Genomic DNA, 23,177 nt, shown 5'->3' with positions numbered 1-23,177 from the left:
AATTATTAAATACCGGGTGCGCTTCAAATCACCCTTATTATTAACGCTTGTTCTAATTGCTTTAAACAAACGCATAACCGGCTATAACCGGCTTTAAATCTTTGCCCAAAATCTATACTTAAAATCAATACAAAAATATGGGCTTATAACAATCAGTAATCAGCTACATAGAAGTAGAGTCGGCCATGCGTAATAAGTTCTACACGGCCCAACTACTTAATAGGTAAAACTGAAATCTGCGTAAATACGGTTATCTTCTGCGTCTTCTGCCACAGTGTCTAAATTAGAATTACTCACCATAGGCTTAGCCCAAGAAACCTTACCGGCAAAGTGCTCACCCCAATTCAGTTTAAGCACCAGACCAACATCGGTTAGAGACGCCCAATCGTCTTCTTTTTCTTCGGCACTGCCGGTAGGGATATAACCACCATTGGCAACACCGTAACTGCCATCAGCCAACAAACCGATTTGGAAAACGTCGTTAAAATTCTTTCCAGCAAATAAAGGCCAAGCAGGTAAATCTGGATACCACTCAGCACTTAATAAAGCCGCGCTATCGGCAGAGAAATCTCGTGAACTATAAGCGCGGGCAGCATTAGCACCACCAATACTAAATTGTTCAAACGCAGGCAGAGATTTATCGGTATATTGAAGATGAGAGCGCAAAATAATTCGGCTAGAGGCGTCGGTAAAAGGCAGAGGCATAAAAAATAGCGAGTTAGAATCTAAACTCAATTTCACAAATTCATCACCACGACCTTCAGCCGTTTCATTTTGATGAGCACCGTATTGAAGTTTTACGCTGGCTAAGTTCAGCATGCGCACAGTTTCACCTAGGCCATCAATATAAAAGTTTACTTCACCACCCAAAACATGGTCACCGGTATTTAATGGCGACTCATCAGGCAAGTTACTGGCGCGAACTTTTGATTCTTTATCGGTAAAAGCAAAACCACTCGACAAGTTAAAATCACGAGAGCGACGGAATTGATGATCCAAGAACAAAGCATAAGTACTGTTAGTCCCTTCTAAACCTGCAGCGTTAATACCTTGTTCATCACCCTCATCAACAATAGTAAATTCATTGTAATCGGCACTCACACCCACTCGGGTGCGCAGGCTAAACAGAGGTAGAGTGTATTTAAACTGGCCTAAATCGGATTTAGCTTCGTTCTCGGCAAGGTTACGCCCCTCAATATCTTCTGAACGTAAATAACCAACCGTTAAGCTATCGCCTATACCAATAGGGTTGTACCAGTCCACAGTGGTAAATAAGCGTTTATCACCCGTAAAGGTCGAGCCGTGGTTATCTGCTCGAACCGTCAGCCTCCACGCATCTTCTTCACGAACATTTAAGTTAAGCTTCGTTTCACCAGGTTTGTCACCGGCACTAAAATAACCGGCTACATTTAAACCGGGTAAATCATTCAGCAGGTACAAGCTTTCTTCAACTTGATCGTGGCTAACCAAGCCACCCAAATCATCAACAAAAGGTTTTTCTAGGGTTTTAAGTTGATACTTACGATTATTCTCAACAGCAACTTGCCCTAAACGCCCTTCCATCACGCTTAGCACCAACACCCCCTCTTCAACATCTTGAGGTGGTATTTGCACCTTGGCTAAAAACAGGCCTTGCTCACGATAATAACGAGTAAGCTCGTTGGTCACCTCTTCAAGATCGGCATAACTCAAACCGCGATTGTTGTTTTGCTGACGCACAATATCGATCAGCAATTGCATATCTTCATAGGTAATATCATCAGCGTTGGTTTGCGCACCCACTTCATTTAGATACTCTGCCAACTCAACCAGCTCAGCCTCGGTAAAACCTCCGGCCAACATCTGATCTTCTTTCATATATTTAATACGCAGCTTTTCGGCTTCGGCCTCTACCTGCTCTTTACTAATGCCCGCCTCTGGGAATTCCTCTAGGCGTTCAAATTCAAACTTGCGCACCAAGATACGAGGCCCACCGACACGCTGCTCTGCATCTGGAATAGTGGTATCGAGCTTAGGCGCATTTTGATCAATAACCGTGCGTTCGAAGTACTCTTCGGTTACATCGGGGGTTTGAGTCGGAGTATCTTGCTGAAAAACATCACGCAGTGACTGAGCAGCTGCAGCACTGGATAAACCCGCCGATACCACCAAGGCAATAGCACTCGACAACAGCGAGCGCTGCAGACATTTACGATTAATAAACTCTTGAGACACACCTATTCCTATTTTCAATCTTATTAATTCCTATCACTCAACGTCTGGGCAATAAAGCAAAAACGCTGAACGCAAAAAAACCGACACTGAGGCACCTCTGCCAATAACAAACAAATAAGCTCGCTACTTGGGTGGACAATATCGGTTCATCCTCAACCTGTTAATACTGGCTTTATCAGCCTAGCTAGCGCCTTTGCGCCCAACTCTCCCTTTTATGTCTACGCCCTTAGGGCTTTAAACCTGCCCCAGTGGGCCTTTCTACAAAACAACGCCTCAAATACGGCCTTAAATACGGCTTCCCCCATCTGCAAGCCTGCCCTCATACACAAGAGCTACAGCCAAAAGAACTAAGAGAGGCAAAGCCTTATATCTTTTTCTTATAATCACGGATTATTCTATCAAAAAAACAATGATTTTTGTATAAAAAATGTTCTTTTAGGCGCCAAGTCTTGGTACACAAAAACCGTAAACCTAGGGTGCCGAGGTGTTTGTAGTTACTAACACAAAGGAACTTAAAAGCATAAAAGACATCAAAACTTGAACCAAATCACAAATAAGTAGAGGCATACAAAATCAGAGGCGCCGATTTAGTTTTTGTCGCTTTTCACAACCTTATTCGCAAGCAGCTTGTGCTACGATTAATACCATTTTTCATCGCTTAGCAAGCCTTCAGGATTTCAAGATACAAGGATCACCCTCATGCTTTTTGCACATACAACACAACTTAAGCGCCTTAGCCTAGCCGCTAGCATTAGCCTCTTATTAAGTGCCTGTGGCGGCGGAGGGGGCGGCTCTAGCAGCCCAGACTCAAGCCCGAATCCCGAATCCCGCGTAAGCCCAAGTCCAGCGCCCGTTGATACCAGTATCCCGGTACTAGAACTGCTAAGCACCGATGCCATTGAGTTAACTGCCGGCACAGTTTCAGACAGCGACATCGCACAATATATGGATAGCAATGGAGTTGTGCGTGTCAGCGATACCGATGCCAACGGCAATGCCGTTGATCTCAGCGCCAATATCAGTGTTATTAATACTGACGACTTGGATTTTGATGTACCGGGTTCCTACACCCTGACGTATACCGTCAGTGATTCTAGTGGCAATATTGCCGTACCGGTTACACGTGAGGTAAAGGTCTTACCTGCACCAGCTACCGGTGCCAGCTTAATGGGCTCACATAGCGGCCTAGATTTTACATGGACAGCCGGAACTGGGGCCGATACTTACCGGCTTTACCGCAAGCTCGATGGCGAAACAGAATACAGTTTAGTTGATGGGCACGCTGCGATTAGTGCTACCAGCTTGTCATTAGCTGCCGAAGACTTAAGTGAAGCCCAATTTGCCGCCGGCTATCAAATTGAAGCCTGCGCAGTAAATAACAGCCTCTGCGCTGAGCCAACAACAGTAACAACTGAGTACAATCTCAACCTGATAGGTAGCGTGACAGGCCTAGATGGCCAGCTCACCTTAATCGATGCCAATACAGAACAAACCAGCATAGTAAATACTAACGGTGATTTAACAACGGATATAAATCTAGCCTACGGCGAAACAGCTTCGCTAAAAATTCACCGCCAACCCGACGACCAAATTTGCGATCTTGATGGCAGCACTGCCACCAATGAAGGTGACATTGAATTGCTTAGCCCAAATACACTTAAACAACGCTTTAATCTGATGTGTATTACGGTTGATAGAACTATTCGTATCAGTACCGATGCAGAGGGTATTGCAACAGATACCCATGCCCTATATACGTTCCCAACAGAAAGGCACACCAGCTATAACGGTCGCTGGAACCTTATCTCTACCAAGGCCACTAATTTTGCAGACAACCCAACTGGCGTCAACCAGCTTTATCGCAAAGATATAATCACTAACGAACTAAAGCTGCTCACCCAAGTGGATAATAACGCCCTTTCGGAAGATGCCATTGAGGGCAACCTAACTTCGGACGGCAAAAAGGTATTTTTTAGATCAAAAGCAGCTGAACTATGTGCAAGCTGCGCCAGCGCCGATGTCGAAGGCGCATTTATGGCAGGCATTGAAGCTCGTAGCCTTACTCCTTTAAATTACGATGAAAATAATGAGCTGCAATATCACACAGGCCTGTCATTAACCGTTTCTGGTAACGGCCATTTTGTTTTATTAGATGGTTTTATAGGCGAAAACGGCGTTTATGCCCGCGACCTTGTTAACAATACAACTACCGAGTTAATCGCCCCTTCTTGCGGTAATGCCAATGACAACCGATTTAGCCAAAACACATCCCACAATGGCAGGTACTTAACCTTCCAAACTGTCTGTGATCAATATGAAAGCAGCCCCAACGGCCTAACAGATCAACTTATTTACGACACACAAAACCAAGAAATGACCGTTGTTGAAAATGCTAGCGATGCCAGAATACGAACAGGGGCCATGTTTAATAACGGCATTATTTATTACAATGCATTAAACGATATTGGAGATGGCGACACCAATACCCGAACAGACGTTTATCGTTATAACCCAGCTACCAAGCAAGTAAGCCAAGTGGATATTACCAGGAACAACGAGCAAACAGATAATAACGCTTTTACTGAAAGCTCATCCCTGGATGGCCGTTATGTGCTTATGCGCTCCGATGCAACCAATATTGTCGAAGGCGTTACAACAGACGACCGAGTCGAGTCTTACATTATTGACACTCAAAACAACACAATTACATTACTAGATATCTCCCCAGGTCGACTTGAAGCGTCAAAGATAAATATCACTGGCGATGGCCGTTATATACAATTTATCAGCTATATGTGGGATATAGTTGAAGGGGATAACAGATCCGACGGCATAATTGCCGATGCATTTATCACCCCCAACCCTCTGTTTACTTACGACGATTAAGATTATTATCTAATCCAGCCGCTAATAAAAAAGCCGCGATATTTTCGCGGCTTTTTTATTTCTTGTACTAAAAAAAATCACGCCTGCCCCCACAAAATAACCAGCACTAATAATCAAACCCGACTCAGATTCCCGCCCATACGATATAAATCACAGAGAGTGAAATTATGTCTTACATAGTCAATATCCTACATAGATATAGACATTAGCCACTATTATTTACGCACATTAATGTCTACAATCTGTCGTTTTTATCATCATGCTAGACGTTATTAAACTAGGATCTAGCAAGCACGAATAGGTACAAGCTAAGGCATTGCTGCCAGCAGGGATCGCTTGCCAAATAAGGACATAGATATGAAAAACGTACACAACGAAGACTATGCGTCGTTTGTTTATTTTCACGAAAGCACAAAGGGAGAATCTGGTCGAGCAGTGTATATCAACCCAGAGCTACTAAGCCGGTTTTTAGATCTTATCGACACACGACAAAGCTCCGGACAAAATACAGCTCGCTTAATCAATGCCATTAAAGATATAAAAGTCGATGCCAATGGCCTTAGCACCAATAGCAACCTAAGTAATGGCTTTGAAGCCCGTAAGGATTGCGGCCCTGTTGAGGTGACCTATACGGTGTATCAAGACAATGCAAGTAGCCACAGAGGGCCTGGCGCTTATATTACCAAGCTAAAACGCCTGCATAAGGATGAACAAGAGGAAGATAAACCAGCGGGGCTTTATAAAGCTACTCTTAGCAACCGAAGATCTTGGGACTTAAAAAAAGAAGAAGGCTGCACAATCCCAACGGCGATTGGCTCTATTGGCGCTATTTTTAACGGCGAGCGCTACGACGCAAAAAAAACAGCCAACCAATTTGGTAAATATTTTGAAAGCAATAGCCAAGTCAAAAATAAGGATCTAAACAATCAGTTTTCTCTTTATTATGCCCCTAGCTATATAGTTGATGCCTTAGGTATTTGGAAAACAGCCAAGCAAAAACGAATAGCAAGTAATGCCGGCCCCAAACAGCTAGCTGAGATCTTTAAAGCCTCTTTACCTTGGGGCACAACAAACACTGAAGGCAAGGCTAAATATCACTGGTACGTTTTTGGTGAAGGCGCAAAAATTCTTGCTTTAAGCCTTAAAGAGCTTAGCGCGATTACCACTAATAAAAAGCTGCATGAACACCAGTTCACCTTTATTGACCCAAAAGAAAATATTGGCAGCCTTTTGATTGAGCTAGACAAGCTAGGTGCCCGCGCAGATAAAACGAACTTTCAAATAGCTCAAGATAACTTAAGCAGCAAGCTTCACCAAATATATAAAGCCGATGACGTTAGACCTAAAGCATTAAAGGCTCAAAATAGCGCTTGGAATACCCTTGATGGCACCGTAAGTCCGATTGCGGATCAGTATAAAAAGTCTTTATTAAGTAATAACCAAACCACTTTTGTGGATGTTTTGAGTAAAGCCAATAAAGCAATTAGTACAGGGTGGGCTTAATGTCTAAAGAATACAGGGTAAAAAAGGCATATAAAATTGATGTAGTAGACCCAGACCAGCCACTACTGGAACAGATGGACGGCTGTTTTTGGCCACCTTTTGAAGATGAAGTACATAGTAGCTATGATCTGTCTGGCTGGAATTTACGTTTTTTTGGAGACTGTCAAGACGATGAATACGGCTTATTAAATTACGCGAGTTACCATACCGATATTTATAAAACAGAAAGTTATCCTCAATACAGGGGCAAGCGTAAACAATGGGAAGAAGACACACGCTATATGTGGCTACGTATCGCTGATATCGTTACTAACGCTCATGTTGATATTGGTGATGACTCTACCTGCTGTTTTAGCACCTTAAATTTTGATATTCGAATTTATAAATTCATTCCCAGAGTAACAGATTCTATAAAGTCCCTTATCCTCGCCATGCATCAAGAAACCCAAGAACAATTGAATTACGATACTTGGTTTTGCCCAGAGTCGGTTGATGAGATAACCAGTACTACTATCAAGCAAAGAGAATGGTTACGGATTATTGACGGAAATAGAGAACACAACTGGAATTTTAATTTTTACCATATGCTTGATGAGCATCATGCACTAAGCATTTGCTATGAACCCAGCGAAGTTTGGCCTCCTATGCATGAGCCTAGCGAAAAAGCACTTAAGGTAATTATGATGCCATTCTGGGATTTTATGGATAACCTAAGCCTCACACCACCAAGCCAAGAGCGTTTTGAAATTGGCCGAAGCGAGACAGAAAAAGAACAAGCAAGTGATGATTTTTCTTGGTAGACAGACCCAAAAAGACAAATAAAAAGAAATAAAAAAACGGCCAGTAATATTGGCCGTTTTTTTGAGGTTTAACTTAGTTCGTAAGTAAAATCGCCCTCTTCCGTTGCACCAATGTGTACTTTCTTAATTGGTTCATCTTGTGCCATTTTATTTAAGCACTCGCTGGCAAGCGAAGGTAGTAAAGTACGGTTAAGAATAGTTTCGATATTTCGCGCACCCGTATCGGATTCCTGACAACGAGCGACGATATTAATCAGTACATCTTCATCATAGCTAAATTCTGCGCCGTAATTAGCCACCACACGTTTTTCGATTTTACGCAGGTTGATGGCAGCAATCTTCATTAAGTTTTCATCGTCTAATGGATAGAACGCAATGGTATTAGCGCGCCCCATAAACGCCGACTTAAAGTGCTGCAGCAAGTGCGGGCGAATATTATCAAGCAGCACTTCTGGGTCTGGCTTTTCTTCAACCTGATCGAAGATTGCACGGATCGCATCTTCACCGGCATTAGAGGTCATAATGATAACGGTGTTTTTAAAGTCGATATCTCGACCTTCGCCATCTTTGATGGTGCCTTTATCAAATAGGTTGTAGAAAATATCCTGCACACCTTTATGCGCTTTTTCCATCTCATCCAGCAAGATGACAGAATAAGGTTTACGGCGCGCCGCTTCGGTTAAAACACCGCCTTCACCAAAACCAACATAGCCCGGAGGAGAGCCAAGTAGCATAGATACTTTATGCTCTTCTTTAAATTCCGACATGTTAATCGTGGTAATGTTTTGCTCGCCACCAAAAAGCTGATCGGCAAGCGCCAAGGCCGTTTCCGTTTTACCTACACCGCTGGTACCACAGAATAAAAACACACCGACTGGTTTACGCGGGTCGGTTAAGCCGGCACGAGAGGTACGTATAGCTTGTGCTACCGCTTCTAATGCGTGGGGCTGACCAATAACACGCTCCCCCAGCCTATCTGCTAGCGACTGTACGGCAACAATTTCATCACTAACCATTTTACCTACCGGAATGCCTGTCCAGTTGGCGATTACTTCGGCAATGGCTTGCTCATCGACGTTCGCTTGCATTAAAGGCTCTTGGCCTTGAATTTCTTCTAGGTCACGGGTTAATGACTGCAATGACTCTTTAAGACCAGCCAACTCTGCTTCTGGCAAGGTATCGCCATCGGCCTTTAAGAAGTTTTCATCAATGGCATCACGAATACTGCGAATTTCTTCAATCAGTGCGCTTTCTTTTTTGTGCTGCTCACTTAATTCTGCCAGCAGCGTTTCTGCGCTGCTTTTTTCTTCAGCTAACGCTTGAAGGCGATCTTCATGATCTCCGGTAGCAGCGTGTTCACGCTCGAGCTTAGCAATGGTGGTTTCTGCGCGCTGTATACGACGCTGAGCATCTTCAATAGCACCGGGTGTGGCAGACTGACTTAAAGCCACACGCGCACACGCAGTATCTAACAAGCTCACAGACTTATCAGGAAGCTGGCGCCCAGGAATATAACGATGAGACAAGACCACAGAGGCAACAATGGCTTCATCTAAAATACGTACATTGTGATGGCTTTGCAGGGAAGTCGAAATTCCACGCATCATATCAATGGCTTTTTCTTCTGAAGGCTCTTCCACTTTAACCACTTGGAAGCGGCGCGTTAGTGCTGGGTCACGCTCAAAATACTTTTTGTATTCGGCCCAGGTTGTTGCAGCGATAGTACGCAATTCACCACGCGCTAAAGCAGGCTTAAGAAGGTTGGCAGCATCGCCCTGACCTTCTTTACCACCGGCACCGATCATGGTGTGGGCTTCATCAATAAATAAGATAATTGGTGTAGCTGAGGCACGAACCTCTTCAATAACAGATTTAAGGCGGTTTTCAAATTCACCTTTAACGCTGGCGCCGGCTTGTAATAAACCTAAGTCTAGAGTGCGAACGGCAACACCTCGTAAAGGCTCTGGCACATCACCTTCGGCAATACGCAAAGCAAAACCCTCGACTACAGCGGTTTTACCCACACCCGCTTCACCCGTCATAATGGGGTTGTTTTGACGGCGACGAGTAAGAATATCTATACACTGACGAATTTCATCATCACGCCCGAGCACCGGATCGATCTCACCGTTTTTAGCACGCTCGGTTAAGTTGATGGTGAATTTATCAAGCGATGGGGTTTTACTAGCCGTAACAGGCTGACCATCAGCGGATGTTGGCGCTACAGCACCAGAAGCCGTTGGCAAGCTACTGGTTTCTGAGGTCGTACCAAAAATAGCTTTGGCGGTTTCACGAATAGACTCAGGTGCAATTTCTTTTAGCTCTGGGCAGCTTTCATAAAGCTGACGGCGCGATGGCTCATCCAATAATAGTGCTGCCAGTAAGTGGCCTGAACTAATGGCTTGCTGTCCGTAGTCAACCGATGCCAGCATCCACGCATTTTTAGCCGCCTCGACAATAGTGGGCGCTAACGCTGCAGGGCGACTACTGCCAGACTTAAACTTAGCAATGGTATTGGCAAGTTGCTTGGCTAAGTTTGATGGGTTAACACCATGCTTTTCGAGCAGATGATAAAAATCAGTATCGCTCTGATCCAATAATTTCAACAGCCAGTGTTCTAGCTCAACATTATATTGAGTGTGTGCCAAGCAAAGTCCGGCGGCGCCTTCGAGAGAGTCGCGCATATAAGGCGACATTTTATCTACTAAGGACTTCAGGTTGATATTAATCATCCGAGCGTTTTCCTTATTGTGAGGGTGAATATCCCTTGTTTATTTAATGGTTATTTAACTATTTACTGTCTAGCTGTTAGCTATCTTAGTTTTTAATGCATGACTAAGGCAAAACAATGATACTGCGCCTTAGTTAAATCCTCTTCAGTCTGCCAAGGCCATTGCATTACAACGCCAGCGGTAAACCATCATCCGGCGATGACATGTCCTGCGACAATAAAATTGACACAGGTGGCGCTTGTTCACGATCTTCACACATATGAGTATTCCAACCTAGTAACGGGCGATACTCTTCGGTATCTACCAAGTGGGCCATAGGAATATGATCATCGGTTAAATTCACTTCAATGTCGAAATCCATATCAACACCGGCTCCCATTTTAATAAAGCTCTTAAGCCCTTCAAGTTTTTTAGAGCCTGGTGCTAGATCCATAAAATCATCAGCATTTAATGGCGCCACCACCACCGTAAATTTACTTTGAGCCTGATAACACTTAGCGCCAAGTACTGTACTCACACCAAGTTGGTTATTAATGCCGCGATTCATATTTTCTGGGCCAGGCAACTGACAGCGCACATCTTCAGGCAGATCGTGCCACTGGCCTTTAAACTGCTCTATTTCTACGTCGAGATTAAAGAACTGTCTGATCATGCGCCCTTGGCTATCAGCAGAACAAATGTTACGGCCGAGCAGCCCTGCAAAACCGGCAATACTCTCATCGGGAACCGGCAAACGATATTGCAGCTCCGAGGTGCCAATACCGGCAATGGACATTAACGCTTCAGTAAAGAGATCGGGCTTGCGATCTTGCCTTTGTTTACTGCGCTCGTAGCTCGCTGGTAATTGATATTTATGCCACGCCTGATAAAACATGGAGATTGTTCGATGATTAAATAAATCGAAATAATCTCGCAGAGCATCGTTCTTTTTACGCTGCTCTGAGATCACCATTTCACTCAAATGATGAGGCAACACTCCTTGCGAGCCCGTCAGGCCCATAAAGGCGACTTCCATCTGCCACTGTAAATTGGCGTTTTTACTGTCGTCGTGGTTTTCGATGCGCTTTTGACCAACGTCGGTAACATCGGCAGGGCTAAAAGCCAGACTTTGCCGCGCGCGAAAGTGCACCGCCTCTTGATGCGGAGGCGCTTTTAAAGCAACGGGTTCAGTCGCGATTTGATCTTTTTCTGGATATAACACAGCCGCACGCTCAAGCAAGCGCGTAGCCTGAAAAAAATCAAAACGCCAAGGCTCGCTCTGAAGCTGTTCGACTAGATTAAGGCTTTTTCGCCAGCGCGTGGTGGCCATCGCTTAAGCTCTCCATCTTTGCCACTGAGTCTAACAATCAGCCGAGTGAATGAATTAATCGAGCAGTAAAGGCCAAAAAAGCGCTCCAACACACTCGCAAAAATAAGGGGGCTAGTGCCCGATAACATAATTGGGTCTAGATCTAGATCTATTTGCGTGCCGCGACACAACGACACCAAACCTTCAATTTGAATCGGAGCCGTAATGGATTTGGTCTGCATTTTTAATACCGACTCGATCATATTGCGCGTGCTGGCAGAGTCTCTAAAATCATAAAGACGCAAGATCTCTTTAATTGCATCCGTTGAGCCCCCACCATTACTCAAAGATAAATGGTTTAAATTTAAGTGTGATATTAAACGCCAATAACCGCGCTCACGCATGGGCGGACGAATAGTTGGGGTTGGATTAACAACACAACTAATTCGCTCAGCCGGCGCCTCACCATCCACCACTTGCATATAAGGCTGGCCCTGACCGGTTTGTAACTTGCGCGGTAAATTTCGATTACTGCAAACGAGCTTTAAATCTAGAGTTTGATCACTAATTTCATGGGGGTTAAAGTTTAAATCTACCAGCGAGATATCCATCTCTGAAGCTGGTTCATTGCGATGCTCACCCTCAATCACTTCGCGGCGTCGAGTTAACCAAAAAGCGGCTTGTTGCTCACTATTACGACTGTGCTGGATACCATAAAAAGGCCGATACGGAGTGTAATTGCCATCGGTATCGGTTGCACCAGCCGACTCTACGCTATATACCTCTAACCCATCACAACGCCTAGCATCAGGCACAATATGATAATTAGACTCGGTATGCGTCAGCGGAATAGGATCAGCGGTGTGATCAAATAAGTTCACCACCGGCGTGCAACCCAAGGCAAAAATGCTGGCGTCGATTTGATGCTCTAATTCGGTGTCACTTTCCGTTAAATAAAAGTACAGATTGAGTGAATCACCATAGTGTTCATTAATTGCTTCGTCGAGCTGAGTAAAGTCTAAAAACTGAAATTTTTCAGGGAAAGCAAAATATTCAGTTAGTAAACGGTAACCACTAAACGAGGAATCAGGATAAGGCAACAAACCCTCATCTTGATTAAAGCCTACCTGTTGCACCATACCAGGATCTAAAAAGACCGGCTTATTATCTGTCTCACCTTTAGCAACCACAACCCTTAAACACTTTGTTAATAACAGTTCATAAAGTGGATAAACGTGCTGAGGCTGACCACGCAGGAAAAAACGCAGGGCGTTTAAGCCCATTTCACCAATAGATAAATCTGGGCTTAAGGACTTTAAGGACAACTTTAATACCGCACTTGCACCGGCAATATCATTTGAACCCGGAGCAATAAACGGCCGTGGCATAAGCTGAGCTGAATCGACTTTAATCGGCACAATATCGACAGGGTAACTGCTTTTAAAACGACAGGTCTGCCCTTGGAAGCTGTCTGTTTCTAATAGGGTGTTTTTATCGACACGAGCTGGAGCGTCTAAATCAAGCTCTGGATTAAACTGCACCACAGCCATAGATGGCAGAGGTCGTAAATAATGAGGATAAAGCGTCTCTAACAGTGCATCTGTTAATTCAGGGAAATCGTCCGCTAGCTTTTGCTGTATACGAGCATTTTGAAACGCAAAGCCCGAAAGCAGGCGCGCAACCAATGGGTCATCAACCGTATCACCACTTAACTGCAAACGGGCAGCGGCTGATGGATGCTGTTTTGCAAACTCACCGGCTGACTTTTGAATAAAGGCCAGCTCTTTTTCATAGTGATAGAGGAGCTTGTCACTCATTTATAATATCTCCGAGACATCAACTGTCTGGGTAATCGGGTTTAAGGCCGAGTCAAAAATAATTAATTCAGGTGCCGCATTGGTATGCAAAACCGCCTCTACTCGAAAGCGAATACTGGGGTCTTCGTTATCCACCGCTTCATCGCTTTTTACTTTAACGGTCTTAATACGAGGTTCAAACTTTAAAATTGACCGCTCTATATCTCGGCAAAACTCTTTACGACTGTCGATAGAAGTCATATTAATCGTCGACAAGTCAGGCAGACCAAAATTCAGAACTGAAGCATCTAGATGCTCGTAATCCTCAGGAGGCGATACACAGCAATAGCGTGTATTAAACAGATTTTCTAAATCTCGCCTTACACTTTCTCGCAAGTGCCTTAGCACTTGATGGGGCTGCCTGAAATCGCTATTTCGATTTTGCTCCAAAAGGCGATCGAGCACAGGAGCCAATAGGCGCTTATCTCCACTACCGGCCATTTACGCCACCGTTCCCAAACCGGCTTGAGACAAGGCGGTTGTTAATTTTAATTCAGACACCAAATGATCCACGGTGTAGTGGCTCTTTAAATGAATCACACTTTGATAGTGGCCAGGCTTGCCAGGCTCCTCAATAACACGCACTCGAGCTTCACGCAGCGGATAACGTGCCATCATTTCCCAGGATAAATCATCACGACCTGTGGCATATTGGTCTAACCAATTTTGCAGATAACGTTCGCAAGTATCGGCATCGATATAAGAACCGATTTTATCGCGCACCATCACTTTTACATACTGAGCAAAGCGTGAGCCACACAAGATCTGCTGCAACATGGCCGAGATACGTGCATTGGCATTGGCCGCTTTGCTGCCATAGTCTTTGGGTGACTGCAATGAAGGGCAATTATTAAACGCCGCAAACGGGGTTTGAAAACAGTGGCACAGAGAAATCAAACCTAAGTCGCTCAATTCGCGCTCAAGGGAATCACTGATTAATACCGGTGTTATGATTTTCTCAGATGCTAGGGTCGAGTCCGGGTTGTATTTAATCGATGGAAACTGAGTCACTAAGCCGCCACCGAGATAATCGCGAGGCACGCCACGAATATGGCTAAACCAGCCTACCTCTGAAAATTCGCGAATTAATACTGCCCCCAAAGCAAAGCAGGCGTTGCCCCATAAATAATTACGGCTGTGTTTAGCTTCTACTTGTTCTTTAAAGCGTAAACCCTGATAAGCAGAAAACTTCACGTTATAAGGCTCACGCATCAAGATATTTGGCAGCGTCAGTGCTAAAAATCGGCTATCTTCTTGTTCGCGCATTGAGCGCCAACGCATATATTCTTTTTGCCGAAAGACATTATCAAGATCAATGGGTAAACCCAAAGTATCGTAACTATCTAAACCAAAGAGCTGGGGTGCTGCACTGCATACAAAGGGGCAAAAAGACGCAGCGGCAGTACGAGCGATGCCCTGCAAGGTAAAGATATCATCGTATTTGTGGCCGTCATAAGGCCTGTGCGCTACAAAGTAGTCGCCCAACAATACACTAAAAGGTTCCCCGCCTGGGGTACCAAACTCTTCGTTATAAATTAAATGAAAGAGTCCACTTTGATCAAAATCTGGAGCACGCTCCATATCCCGAGACAGCTCTTTCCAACTGATATCGAGCACACGAATTTTAACACTATCGGAACTGCTTGCTGCATCCACTAAATACCACAAGCCACGCCAAGCACTCTCAATACGCTGAAAGCGTTCATGATGAAGAATGGCATTAATTTGCTCACAAATAAGCTCGTCTATATGAGCTATTTGCTGGTTGAGCCAACGACGACTGCTGTAGTTTTTATTAATAGGCAGAACAGCCAGCTCATTAAGCCAAAATTCAAACGCAGCAATATCATCTTGCTCACGCAAAAAGTCATTGATCACCGAGGAGTGATAGTGATTCTGAGTTCTGGTTGAGGCGTTCGATGTATTGGCTATCACGCGACTCAAGTGAGAAGGCTCTTGCGACACGCGACGTCCTTTCGTGTTGAGAATTTCGAGTCTGGGGGATTGAGACGAGCCTTAACTCAGGCTCGCCTCTACTAGCTAAGGTTATTAACCAGCACTTGGAATATTGGCAACCATACGCATAGAGGTTGTCAATTCTTCCATTTGTAGCCAAGGCTTCAAGTAAGCAACAGCGCTATATGCGCCTGGCTGACCTGGGATTTCCTTAACTTCAACACGGGCTTCCGCCAGTGGGTATTTCGCTTTCATTTCTGCAGAAGCTTCTGGATTCGAGTTGGTGTACTGCTGAATCCACTTGTTCAACCAGCGCTCACAGTCTTGTGATTCCATAAATGAGCCCACTTTATCGCGCGCCATTACTTTTAAGTAATGAGCGATACGAGAAGTAGCCATCAAATAGGGTAGACGAGCCGAGATAGAAGCGTTCGCCGTTGCATCTGGATCATCATACATTTTAGGCTTCTGAGTACTTTGAGCACCAAAGAATACCGAGTAGTCGGTATTCTTATAGTGACACAAGGGCAAGAAACCCTGACCTGAAAGCTCAGCTTCACGACGGTCAGTAATACCGATTTCAGTAGGACACTTCTGATCCGTATCACCGTCATCAGACTTAAATAAGTGAGTAGGCAGGCCTTCAACTTTACCGCCACCTTCAGCACCACGAATAGCGGTACACCATGAGTTCTCAGAGAACGCCTTAGTTAACGTTGTTGCCATAACGTAAGAAGCATTCATCCAACAGTAATCGTGGTGATCGGTTACTGTTGACATACCTGATTCGTCTAGCTCGAACTCTTCAAAGTTGAAGCTTTCAACTGGCTTAGAGTTAGCACCATAAGGCATACGAGAAAGTACACGAGGCATTACCAAGGTGACAAAGCGTGAATCTTCGCTGTCACGGAAGCTGCGCCACTTGATGTATTCTTGAGATTCAAAAATACCACCCAAGTCACGAGGCTTAGATAGCTCAGTGAAATCGTCAAAGCCAAACATCTCTGAACCAGCAGCCGAGATAAACGGACAGAAACCTGCTGCAGCCACGTTAGACATTTTGCTCAATAGGTCGATATCTTCAGGGTGATTGGTGAATTCGAAATCACCAATCATGCAACCATAAGGTTCACCACCAGCGGTACCGAACTCTTCTTCGTAGATTTTCTTAAAGGTCTGGCTCTGATCGAACTCAACGGCTTTATCTAGGTCACGGAACAATTCGCGCTTAGAGATGTTAAGCATGCGAACTTTCATGGTCGCACCGGTCTCAGAATTCATCACCATGTGGTTAAGACCACGCCAAGAGCCCTCAAGCTTTTGGAACTTTTCTTCGTGAAGAATAGCTGACAACTGCTTTGACATAGCCACATCAATCGCATTGACAGCGGCATTGATGGTTTGAGTCAAGTTGCGGTCCCAAGTTACGGTACCTTTAAGAACTTGCTCAGTTAAGTTGCTTAACAAGTCTTCCGCTTCTGCGCGCTCGGTCTGCTTGGTTGAGCTAATCGCTTGCTCTAGCAAACTTACCGATTGCTCTTCCGCTTCTGCTCCGCCTGCTGCTTCTACTTCTGTACTCATTTACTCTTCTCCCTCAGGTTTTGCTTCACCAACACCCAACTCTTTAGAGATCTCGGTGATGTTGTCGGTGTTTTTCAGAATATCTTCCAGTACATTCTCAAGATCTTCTGAGCGATCTGCCTTGCTCAATAGATCGCGTAGTTTGTTACGTGCTTCTAACAACTGCTTCAAAGGCTCTACTTGATCAACAATCGCTTCTGGAGAAAAATCATCCATCTTATTGAAATCTAGATCAACAGCCATTTTGCTGCCGTCGCCAGCTAAGGTGTTTTCAACTTGCAAACCTAACTTAGGATTTACCTTGGCCATAGCTTCGTTGAAGTTATCACGGTCGATCTGAACGAACTTACGCTCTTTCAAATTCTTTTTGTTATCAGTGTTGTCACCAGAATAATCACCCATGACACCAGCAACAAACGGAAGTTCTTTTTTAACTTCAGCGCCGTTAGTCTCAACATCGTAAGTGATATGTACACGCGGCTTACGCACACGTTTCAGTTTGTTATGAATACTTTCAGACATCTGTGTCTCCTTTCCGTGTCATCAACGGCATTAAAAAGTTACCAACCCATATTTGCAGGTTGTTCAGGTTGTTCAGGTTCTGCCGCAGGAGCAGCATCCGCACTTGCAGCTGGTGCTGGTGCAGGCGCTACCGCAGTCACAGGTGGGGCAACATAGCTTTTCGTATCGCTTCCATCAAGCATTACGCCTGTTAGTTGCGAATAAAGGCCACGTGCTTGATCATCAGGTAGTAGCTCCATCATCAATTCAGAGACCGTCATACGGCCCCAACCAATGATACGCTCCAGACCCGGTGAAATCGGGGTATGAGGTTCGTACTGGCGGAAATATTTGGCTACGTCTTCAAGGCGTTTTAAGGCATCTTCACGATTGGTAATAGGACCTACGGTACCTGCCGCAACTTGCTGGATAACTTGTGTTGTCACCGTTGCTGCTCCCTCTGTAGCCTGTACGGCTTCGTCTGTAGCTTGCTGCTCTGCTTCAGCAGCTTGTTCGGCCGCTTGCTCCGCAGCTTCAGCAGCCTCTAACTTGTCCTTGTACAAAAAGCGCGCGGTACGCTGCACTTCATCTAAAAGATTGGCGATATTAGTACTCGGAGGTGCTTCGTGTTTGCAGTGCTCACGAAGCATGTTGTTAGTATCTTTATACGCCTCAAGGCTCTCTTCGAGCGTAGCGATAATATCTTTACAGGTTTGTAAGTCAGTTTCAGCGACGGTGTCATTAATAATTTTTAGGCTATAACCCAAAACATCATTACGGGCAGCTTTTTCGTCTTCATCTTCAATACGATCGGCATCTCGAGCCTGCTGGAACTGCCAGAAGCTGAATTCACCATAATCACCTTCATTAGTGATCGCAACATTGCGTACAGGAGTCATCAACGTGCCATCACCACCATCACCGTTCAAACCGGTAAGTGGCGCAACCTTGGTTTCTATACCATCTTCATCGGGCTCAGGATATAAGCCCTCCCAATGCTCTTCGACTAAACGCTTGATTAATACCAAACCATCACGCAGGCCCGCAATACCTTCATAACGAATCAAGCCCTCAAGATACCAACAGGCAACCTCTAAGTCTTTGGACGTTCCTTTAAGTATTTTAGGTGCGACCTCAAGAACGATACCCCAAGGGGTGAGTAGGTCGGCTTCATCGTCATCAAACATGGCCGCTCGTTCAGCAGCACGAGCACTGTTACGAGCATCTTTTATCGTGTAGTAGTCGGATGTTGGCGATCGATCGGCACGGATATCAGTACCTTGCGGCGCTTCATCCGATATCGGGGCGGCCAAAGCATCCAAATCAATAACGTGACTGAGTGACATCTATACTTAATCCCTAAGTTATTCTTATCGAGTCATACATAATAGCGGCTAGTTGATCTCGAGCAAGCAAGCTTACACGCGAGTCGGCAGACTGAAAAGCCACTTATTGTGCCTCAAAGTAATTATTCATATTTTTTTCAAATTTATTAATTAACAACTGGCACGGAAAACATCTCAAACCAAGTCCACGGTAAAAAAGGTGGAAGCAATCAGGTAGGTGATAGCACCAGCGTCAACCCCCAAAGCAACGCTACTAGGCCCTCTCACGAACAAGCCAAGCTAAACCACAAGCCTTAACGACATTCACATAAACAAACCCAACACGTACTGTTCAAGAAAAGCACGATATAAACGCGTTATATAAATGAGGGAAGAAAGGAGCAATAAGCCCAACAACAAGCGAGGCCACACAGTGGTGCAAAGCAGAAAAATCGCACCACATTCACGCACAACTTACTTTTGCAGGCTAAAGTTAAACCGCCTCAAAGCGATTTTTGCGCTTGACATTGCCGTGCATCAAGTAACAGCGCCCCTTTAAGGTGAATATTCTTCCCAAATTAAGTAGAATCCGGCCACGGAATTAACCTCACGATACTGATTGGTAAATATGAGCAAGAAGACAAAGATAGTAGCAACTGTTTCGGACCTTAAAGGCAGCGTAGAATTCATTTCTGACCTTCACAAGCGTGGCGTTAACGTCATTCGCTTGAATACGGCCCACCAAACGCCTGAAGACACTCGCAAAGTTATCGAAAATGTTCGTAAGGCAAGCCCTCAGCTTGCGGTCTTGGTAGACACCAAAGGCCCTGAGATGCGCACCAACTTAAAAATCGAAGAAGACCTCGATATCAAAACTGGTGACAAAGTAACATTCCGTGCTGATGGCCTAGACGTAGCAACAACACGTGATGCCGTTCAAGTTAACTACCTAGGTTTTGTTAAAGACGTTCCTGTTGGCGCTAACATTCTTATCGATGACGGCTTGCTTGAGCTAGTTGTAGATAGTAAAGACGACGAAGCGCTTTACACCACTGCCATGAACAACGGCAAAATCAAAAAGAAGAAAAGCGTTAACGTTCCTGGCGTTGAAATCCAGCTTCCTTCTGTTACTGAGCGTGATAAGTCATTTATCGAAATGGCTATTGATGCCGGTGTCGACTTTATTGCTCACTCTTTTGTTCGCAACAAACAAGACGTTCTAGATGTACAAAACATCTTGGATGCTAAAAACTCTCCTATCAAAATCATCTCTAAAATCGAAAACCGTGAAGGTGTTGAGAACTTAGATGAAATTTTGGAAGTTACCTACGGTGTGATGGTTGCACGTGGTGACCTAGGTATCGAGATCCCAGCTGAAGAAGTACCTTTAGTTCAGAAAGACATGATTCAAAAGTGTGTTGCCGCCCACGTACCGGTTATTACCGCAACGCAAATGCTTGAGAGCATGATTAATAACCCACGCGCTACCCGCGCTGAAGTATCTGATGTTGCCAACGCCGTTCTTGATGGCACTGACGCATTGATGCTAAGTGGTGAGTCTGCTTACGGTGACTACCCATTTGAAGCGGTTGAGACTATGGCTCGCATTGCTTCTCACCTTGAAGAAAAAACCGCTCACGACATTAACTTTGAGCTCCCCAACGACAGACACAACCTACAAGCTTATGTTGCTAAATCAGCCGCTAAAGCTTCTCGCGACCTACACGTAGATGCGATTGTTGTACCTACCCGTAAAGGTGTTACCGCTCGCTCTGTTGCTTCCCACCGCCCTAACGCGCCTATTTACGCGGCCTGTTTCGAAGAGCAAACCATGCGCTGGTTGTCGCTGAGCTATGGCGTTGAAGCTTATAGCATTGACGAATATGAAAGCCGTGCAGAAATCTTGAAAAACGCGGTCACACCTCTGATTGAGTCAAAAGGTCTTAGCGAAGACAGCCTACTTGTTTCTATTATCTCAGCTCCGGGCTCGACCCAACGCGTGAGCAACCTAATGGAAATCAACCCTGCAGGCGTTATTGTTAACCGCTAAAGTTAGACGTTAACAAAGCACAAAAAAAAGGCTTAACCAAAAGGTTAAGCCTTTTTTATTGGCCGCGAATAAAACAAGCTAAAAGTAAGGCTATTTTTTCTGTGCGGACTGTACAGCGCGCTTATTAAAACAGTGATGCTTAATAACATCGTAGAGCCAGTTATAAACAACAGAATACACCAGAAAAAAAGCCACTGCTCCAATATCCAAAAGCAGCACAGCCCAAAAACCCAGTTTTAGCCACCACATAATCACTGGGAACGAAAGCACTACCATACCCAATTCAAACAACACGCCGTGCCACACTCGAATTTTTAAACCACGCTGATAACGATCGTGACCATAGACCCGATCAAAACCTAAATTAAAGGCGTAGTTCCACGTCATGGCAATAAGGGACAGGCAAATAGCCAATGCCGACATGCTAAGCACACTGCCTTTAGCTATAAGCATGGCTAAGGCCGTCAACAAAACTAAAGCAATAGCCTCAAACAAAAGCATATGCAAGATACGTTCTTTAACGCCCATATAAATCTCTTTAATTAACCCCAAAGACCATTAATAAAACTGAGCTAGGCGCTCAACAAACCAATAACAAGAAATAGTACCAATACAATAGGCCGGCATTAAATAAACCCAACGAGGCCAAGTGACAGTTAACAGTTTTAATGCTCGTAAACACAGCATAACGGCTGCAACAAACACAAGCTGGCCGAGCTCCACACCCACATTAAAACTTAATAGCGCTAATAAGAGCTCGCCTTCCGGCAAACCAATATCTCTCAGTGCGCCAGCAAAGCCCAAGCCATGCAACAAACCAAAAGCAAAAGCCACCAGCCAAGGCTGGCGTGCGGTAAAGCTAGTATGGCCACGCTGAATACAAATAAGTTCTCGGGCTAGAAACATAATAGAAAGCGCAATCACCGATTCAACAGGTGGCCCAGGTAACTGCACCCAACCGAGAGCACCTGGAATTAAAGTCATGCTATGCGCTAAGGTAAAACAGGTAATCGTAATCACCAAACGACGCCAATCACCAACGATCAGCAAAAGTGCAAAAACAAATAAAAGGTGGTCAAAACCCTCTAATATATGCTCCAGACCAAAATAGAGATAACTCCAACCTACATGTTCTAATTTAGGCGTCTCTGGTAAATTCAGAGTTAAAGCTGGTGTCTCAGTATTTAATATCTGGGTAAATTGTACTTGGCCTTGAGAATTTAAAACCCGCACAATGACATCACGCGAATCACCTTTTAATCCCTCGATATAAAGATGTAAGCCCTGCAACCCCTCTTCCCGCTCAATCACCCAACGCTGACTATAAACGTTATCCAGTAAACGTGACTGCGGCGTACCGACATAAGTGGCACTTTGATCCAGAGTGGGTGACATAGGGGCGCGCTGATTATTTTTAATCGGCAGCCGCCACGAAACTTCGGTTTGCCTATCATCAAGCTGTTTAAAACTTAAAGAGGCAGGGCGCAAATCATCGGCTGCCACCGCTGCACTTAGTAAAAAATTAATAACAAACAAACTAATAGCTAAGAAACCTTTAGCCAATAAACAGCACGAGTACAAGGTACGATAATTAAACAAGCGCATATTAAGACTCACGCACTACCGTATACAAAGCTTTTAACTGCTGCTCATATTGCTCACGCTGTTTTCGTTTAGCATCGTAAAGCCAATCATTGAGCACCTTCTTATTAACTTTGTCATAAGATAGTTGTTCACTATCCTGCCGCTTATTTACACGCAACCAATGCCAACCAAAAGCCGACTTCACAGGCTTTGACCACTGGTTTAATTCGAGAAGACTAAGCTCTTCGACAAAGCCCTTACCAAAACGCGAGACCAACTCTTTATCACTTATATCCTCATAACTAGGCGGTAATAAAGAACTCTGCCCCAAGGGCAATAAACCTTTCTGCACTCGTATCTGCTGCGCTTGTAGGTAGCTTTCTAATTCAGCCCCCTTAGTTGCATCTGAAAAAAACACCTGCTCAAAACTATAAAATGCCGGCCCCTGATAACGCTCTTTATACAGCTGATAATAATCATTTAACTGCTCTTCGCTTGGCGCCTCTGCAGCAACTCTATCATCAAGCAGATAATCCATTTTTTGGCGTAAGCGCCTATCAATCACTGAATCATTTTGATCCAAACCGAGTGCGTGCGCTTCACGCAAATACATCTCATTGATTGCATAGCTGTCTATCGCATTTTTAAGCTCTTTATCCAAAGGCTTACGCGACCACGCTTTAGTAAAACTGGCTTCTAGCTGATCAACACGCCCGTCAGTGATAACAATAACCCTATCATCTTCAGACCCAGGGTTAAGCAAGGCATACAAGACAAAAAGGACAAACGACAGTAACAAGAAATGAACAAGAGGCTCTTTAAGCACGGACCTAAACACGAGATAACCTTAATCAAAAAAGGAGGATAAAAAAGAAGAAATAAAAAAGGCGACTACAGAGCC

16 protein-coding genes are annotated in these 23,177 nt (G+C 44.6%); 4 read left to right on the top strand and 12 right to left on the bottom strand.

Annotated features, from left to right (window positions below):
• Nucleotides 1-216: 216 nt before the first annotated feature.
• Nucleotides 217-2,214 (bottom strand): ShlB/FhaC/HecB family hemolysin secretion/activation protein, encoded by a 1,998-nt coding sequence (locus tag AB1S55_RS07445; RefSeq protein WP_370981177.1) that lies wholly within the window; start codon nucleotides 2,212-2,214, stop codon nucleotides 217-219.
• Between the two features lie 699 nt (nucleotides 2,215-2,913).
• Here AB1S55_RS07445 and AB1S55_RS07440 point away from each other — a divergent pair.
• The 3 genes from AB1S55_RS07440 to AB1S55_RS07430 all read left to right on the top strand — a co-directional run bounded on the left by AB1S55_RS07440 (nucleotide 2,914) and on the right by AB1S55_RS07430 (nucleotide 7,403).
• Nucleotides 2,914-5,100 carry an immunoglobulin-like domain-containing protein gene (locus tag AB1S55_RS07440; RefSeq protein WP_370981176.1) on the top strand — a complete coding sequence of 729 codons (2,187 nt, stop codon included), beginning with the start codon at nucleotides 2,914-2,916 and terminating at the stop codon, nucleotides 5,098-5,100.
• Between the two features lie 357 nt (nucleotides 5,101-5,457).
• Complete coding sequence (locus AB1S55_RS07435; RefSeq protein WP_370981175.1) at nucleotides 5,458-6,603, top strand: hypothetical protein; 1,146 nt, start codon at nucleotides 5,458-5,460, stop codon at nucleotides 6,601-6,603.
• A complete protein-coding gene (locus AB1S55_RS07430; protein WP_370981174.1) occupies nucleotides 6,603-7,403 on the top strand; it encodes a hypothetical protein in 801 nt (266 codons plus the stop codon). Before AB1S55_RS07435 ends, AB1S55_RS07430 begins: the two co-directional genes overlap by 1 nt.
• A gap of 68 nt (nucleotides 7,404-7,471) precedes the next feature.
• Here the strand turns inward: AB1S55_RS07430 and tssH are convergent, their stop codons facing one another.
• The 8 genes from tssH to tssA all read right to left on the bottom strand — a co-directional run bounded on the left by tssH (nucleotide 7,472) and on the right by tssA (nucleotide 18,663).
• Entirely contained in the window at nucleotides 7,472-10,135 is a 2,664-nt protein-coding gene (gene tssH, locus AB1S55_RS07425) for a type VI secretion system ATPase TssH (RefSeq protein WP_370981173.1), read from the bottom strand.
• A gap of 166 nt (nucleotides 10,136-10,301) precedes the next feature.
• Nucleotides 10,302-11,444, bottom strand: a complete 1,143-nt coding sequence (tssG, locus tag AB1S55_RS07420) for a type VI secretion system baseplate subunit TssG (protein WP_370981172.1) — start codon at nucleotides 11,442-11,444, stop codon at nucleotides 10,302-10,304.
• Nucleotides 11,408-13,240: a type VI secretion system baseplate subunit TssF gene (gene tssF, locus AB1S55_RS07415; RefSeq protein WP_370981171.1), complete on the bottom strand. Its 1,833-nt coding sequence runs from the start codon at nucleotides 13,238-13,240 to the stop codon at nucleotides 11,408-11,410. The genes tssG and tssF overlap by 37 nt, the downstream gene beginning before the upstream one ends.
• Nucleotides 13,241-13,720, bottom strand: coding sequence for a type VI secretion system baseplate subunit TssE (gene tssE, locus AB1S55_RS07410; protein WP_370981170.1), 480 nt, complete (start codon nucleotides 13,718-13,720; stop codon nucleotides 13,241-13,243).
• Complete coding sequence (tssC, locus tag AB1S55_RS07405; RefSeq protein WP_370981169.1) at nucleotides 13,721-15,244, bottom strand: type VI secretion system contractile sheath large subunit; 1,524 nt, start codon at nucleotides 15,242-15,244, stop codon at nucleotides 13,721-13,723.
• A gap of 84 nt (nucleotides 15,245-15,328) precedes the next feature.
• Nucleotides 15,329-16,816: a type VI secretion system contractile sheath large subunit gene (tssC, locus tag AB1S55_RS07400; RefSeq protein WP_370981168.1), complete on the bottom strand. Its 1,488-nt coding sequence runs from the start codon at nucleotides 16,814-16,816 to the stop codon at nucleotides 15,329-15,331.
• Nucleotides 16,817-17,338 (bottom strand): type VI secretion system contractile sheath small subunit, encoded by a 522-nt coding sequence (tssB, locus tag AB1S55_RS07395; protein ID WP_370981167.1) that lies wholly within the window; start codon nucleotides 17,336-17,338, stop codon nucleotides 16,817-16,819. It abuts the gene before it with no gap.
• Nucleotides 17,339-17,376: 38 nt separating this feature from the next.
• Nucleotides 17,377-18,663 (bottom strand): type VI secretion system protein TssA, encoded by a 1,287-nt coding sequence (gene tssA / locus AB1S55_RS07390; RefSeq protein WP_370981166.1) that lies wholly within the window; start codon nucleotides 18,661-18,663, stop codon nucleotides 17,377-17,379.
• A gap of 607 nt (nucleotides 18,664-19,270) precedes the next feature.
• Here tssA and pyk point away from each other — a divergent pair.
• Nucleotides 19,271-20,692 (top strand): pyruvate kinase, encoded by a 1,422-nt coding sequence (gene pyk, locus AB1S55_RS07385; RefSeq protein ID WP_370981165.1) that lies wholly within the window; start codon nucleotides 19,271-19,273, stop codon nucleotides 20,690-20,692.
• 90 nt (nucleotides 20,693-20,782) lie between these two features.
• Here pyk and AB1S55_RS07380 read toward each other — a convergent pair whose 3' ends face one another.
• Genes AB1S55_RS07380 through AB1S55_RS07370 form a run of 3 tightly spaced genes read right to left on the bottom strand, consistent with a single transcriptional unit; the run spans nucleotide 20,783 to nucleotide 23,114 of the window.
• Entirely contained in the window at nucleotides 20,783-21,220 is a 438-nt protein-coding gene (locus AB1S55_RS07380; protein ID WP_370981164.1) for a PACE efflux transporter, read from the bottom strand.
• 30 nt (nucleotides 21,221-21,250) lie between these two features.
• The gene (locus AB1S55_RS07375; protein ID WP_370981163.1) at nucleotides 21,251-22,309 is read right to left on the bottom strand and encodes a HupE/UreJ family protein; all 1,059 of its coding nucleotides are present in this window, start codon (nucleotides 22,307-22,309) and stop codon (nucleotides 21,251-21,253) included.
• Nucleotides 22,299-23,114 (bottom strand): peptidyl-prolyl cis-trans isomerase, encoded by an 816-nt coding sequence (locus tag AB1S55_RS07370; protein WP_370981162.1) that lies wholly within the window; start codon nucleotides 23,112-23,114, stop codon nucleotides 22,299-22,301. The genes AB1S55_RS07375 and AB1S55_RS07370 overlap by 11 nt, the downstream gene beginning before the upstream one ends.
• Between the last annotated feature and the right edge of the window lie 63 nt (nucleotides 23,115-23,177).

Origin of the sequence: Agaribacterium sp. ZY112 (genome assembly GCF_041346925.1) — a bacterium.
GTDB lineage: Bacteria > Pseudomonadota > Gammaproteobacteria > Pseudomonadales > Cellvibrionaceae > Agaribacterium.
This window is presented reverse-complemented; position numbering and strand designations above follow the sequence as displayed.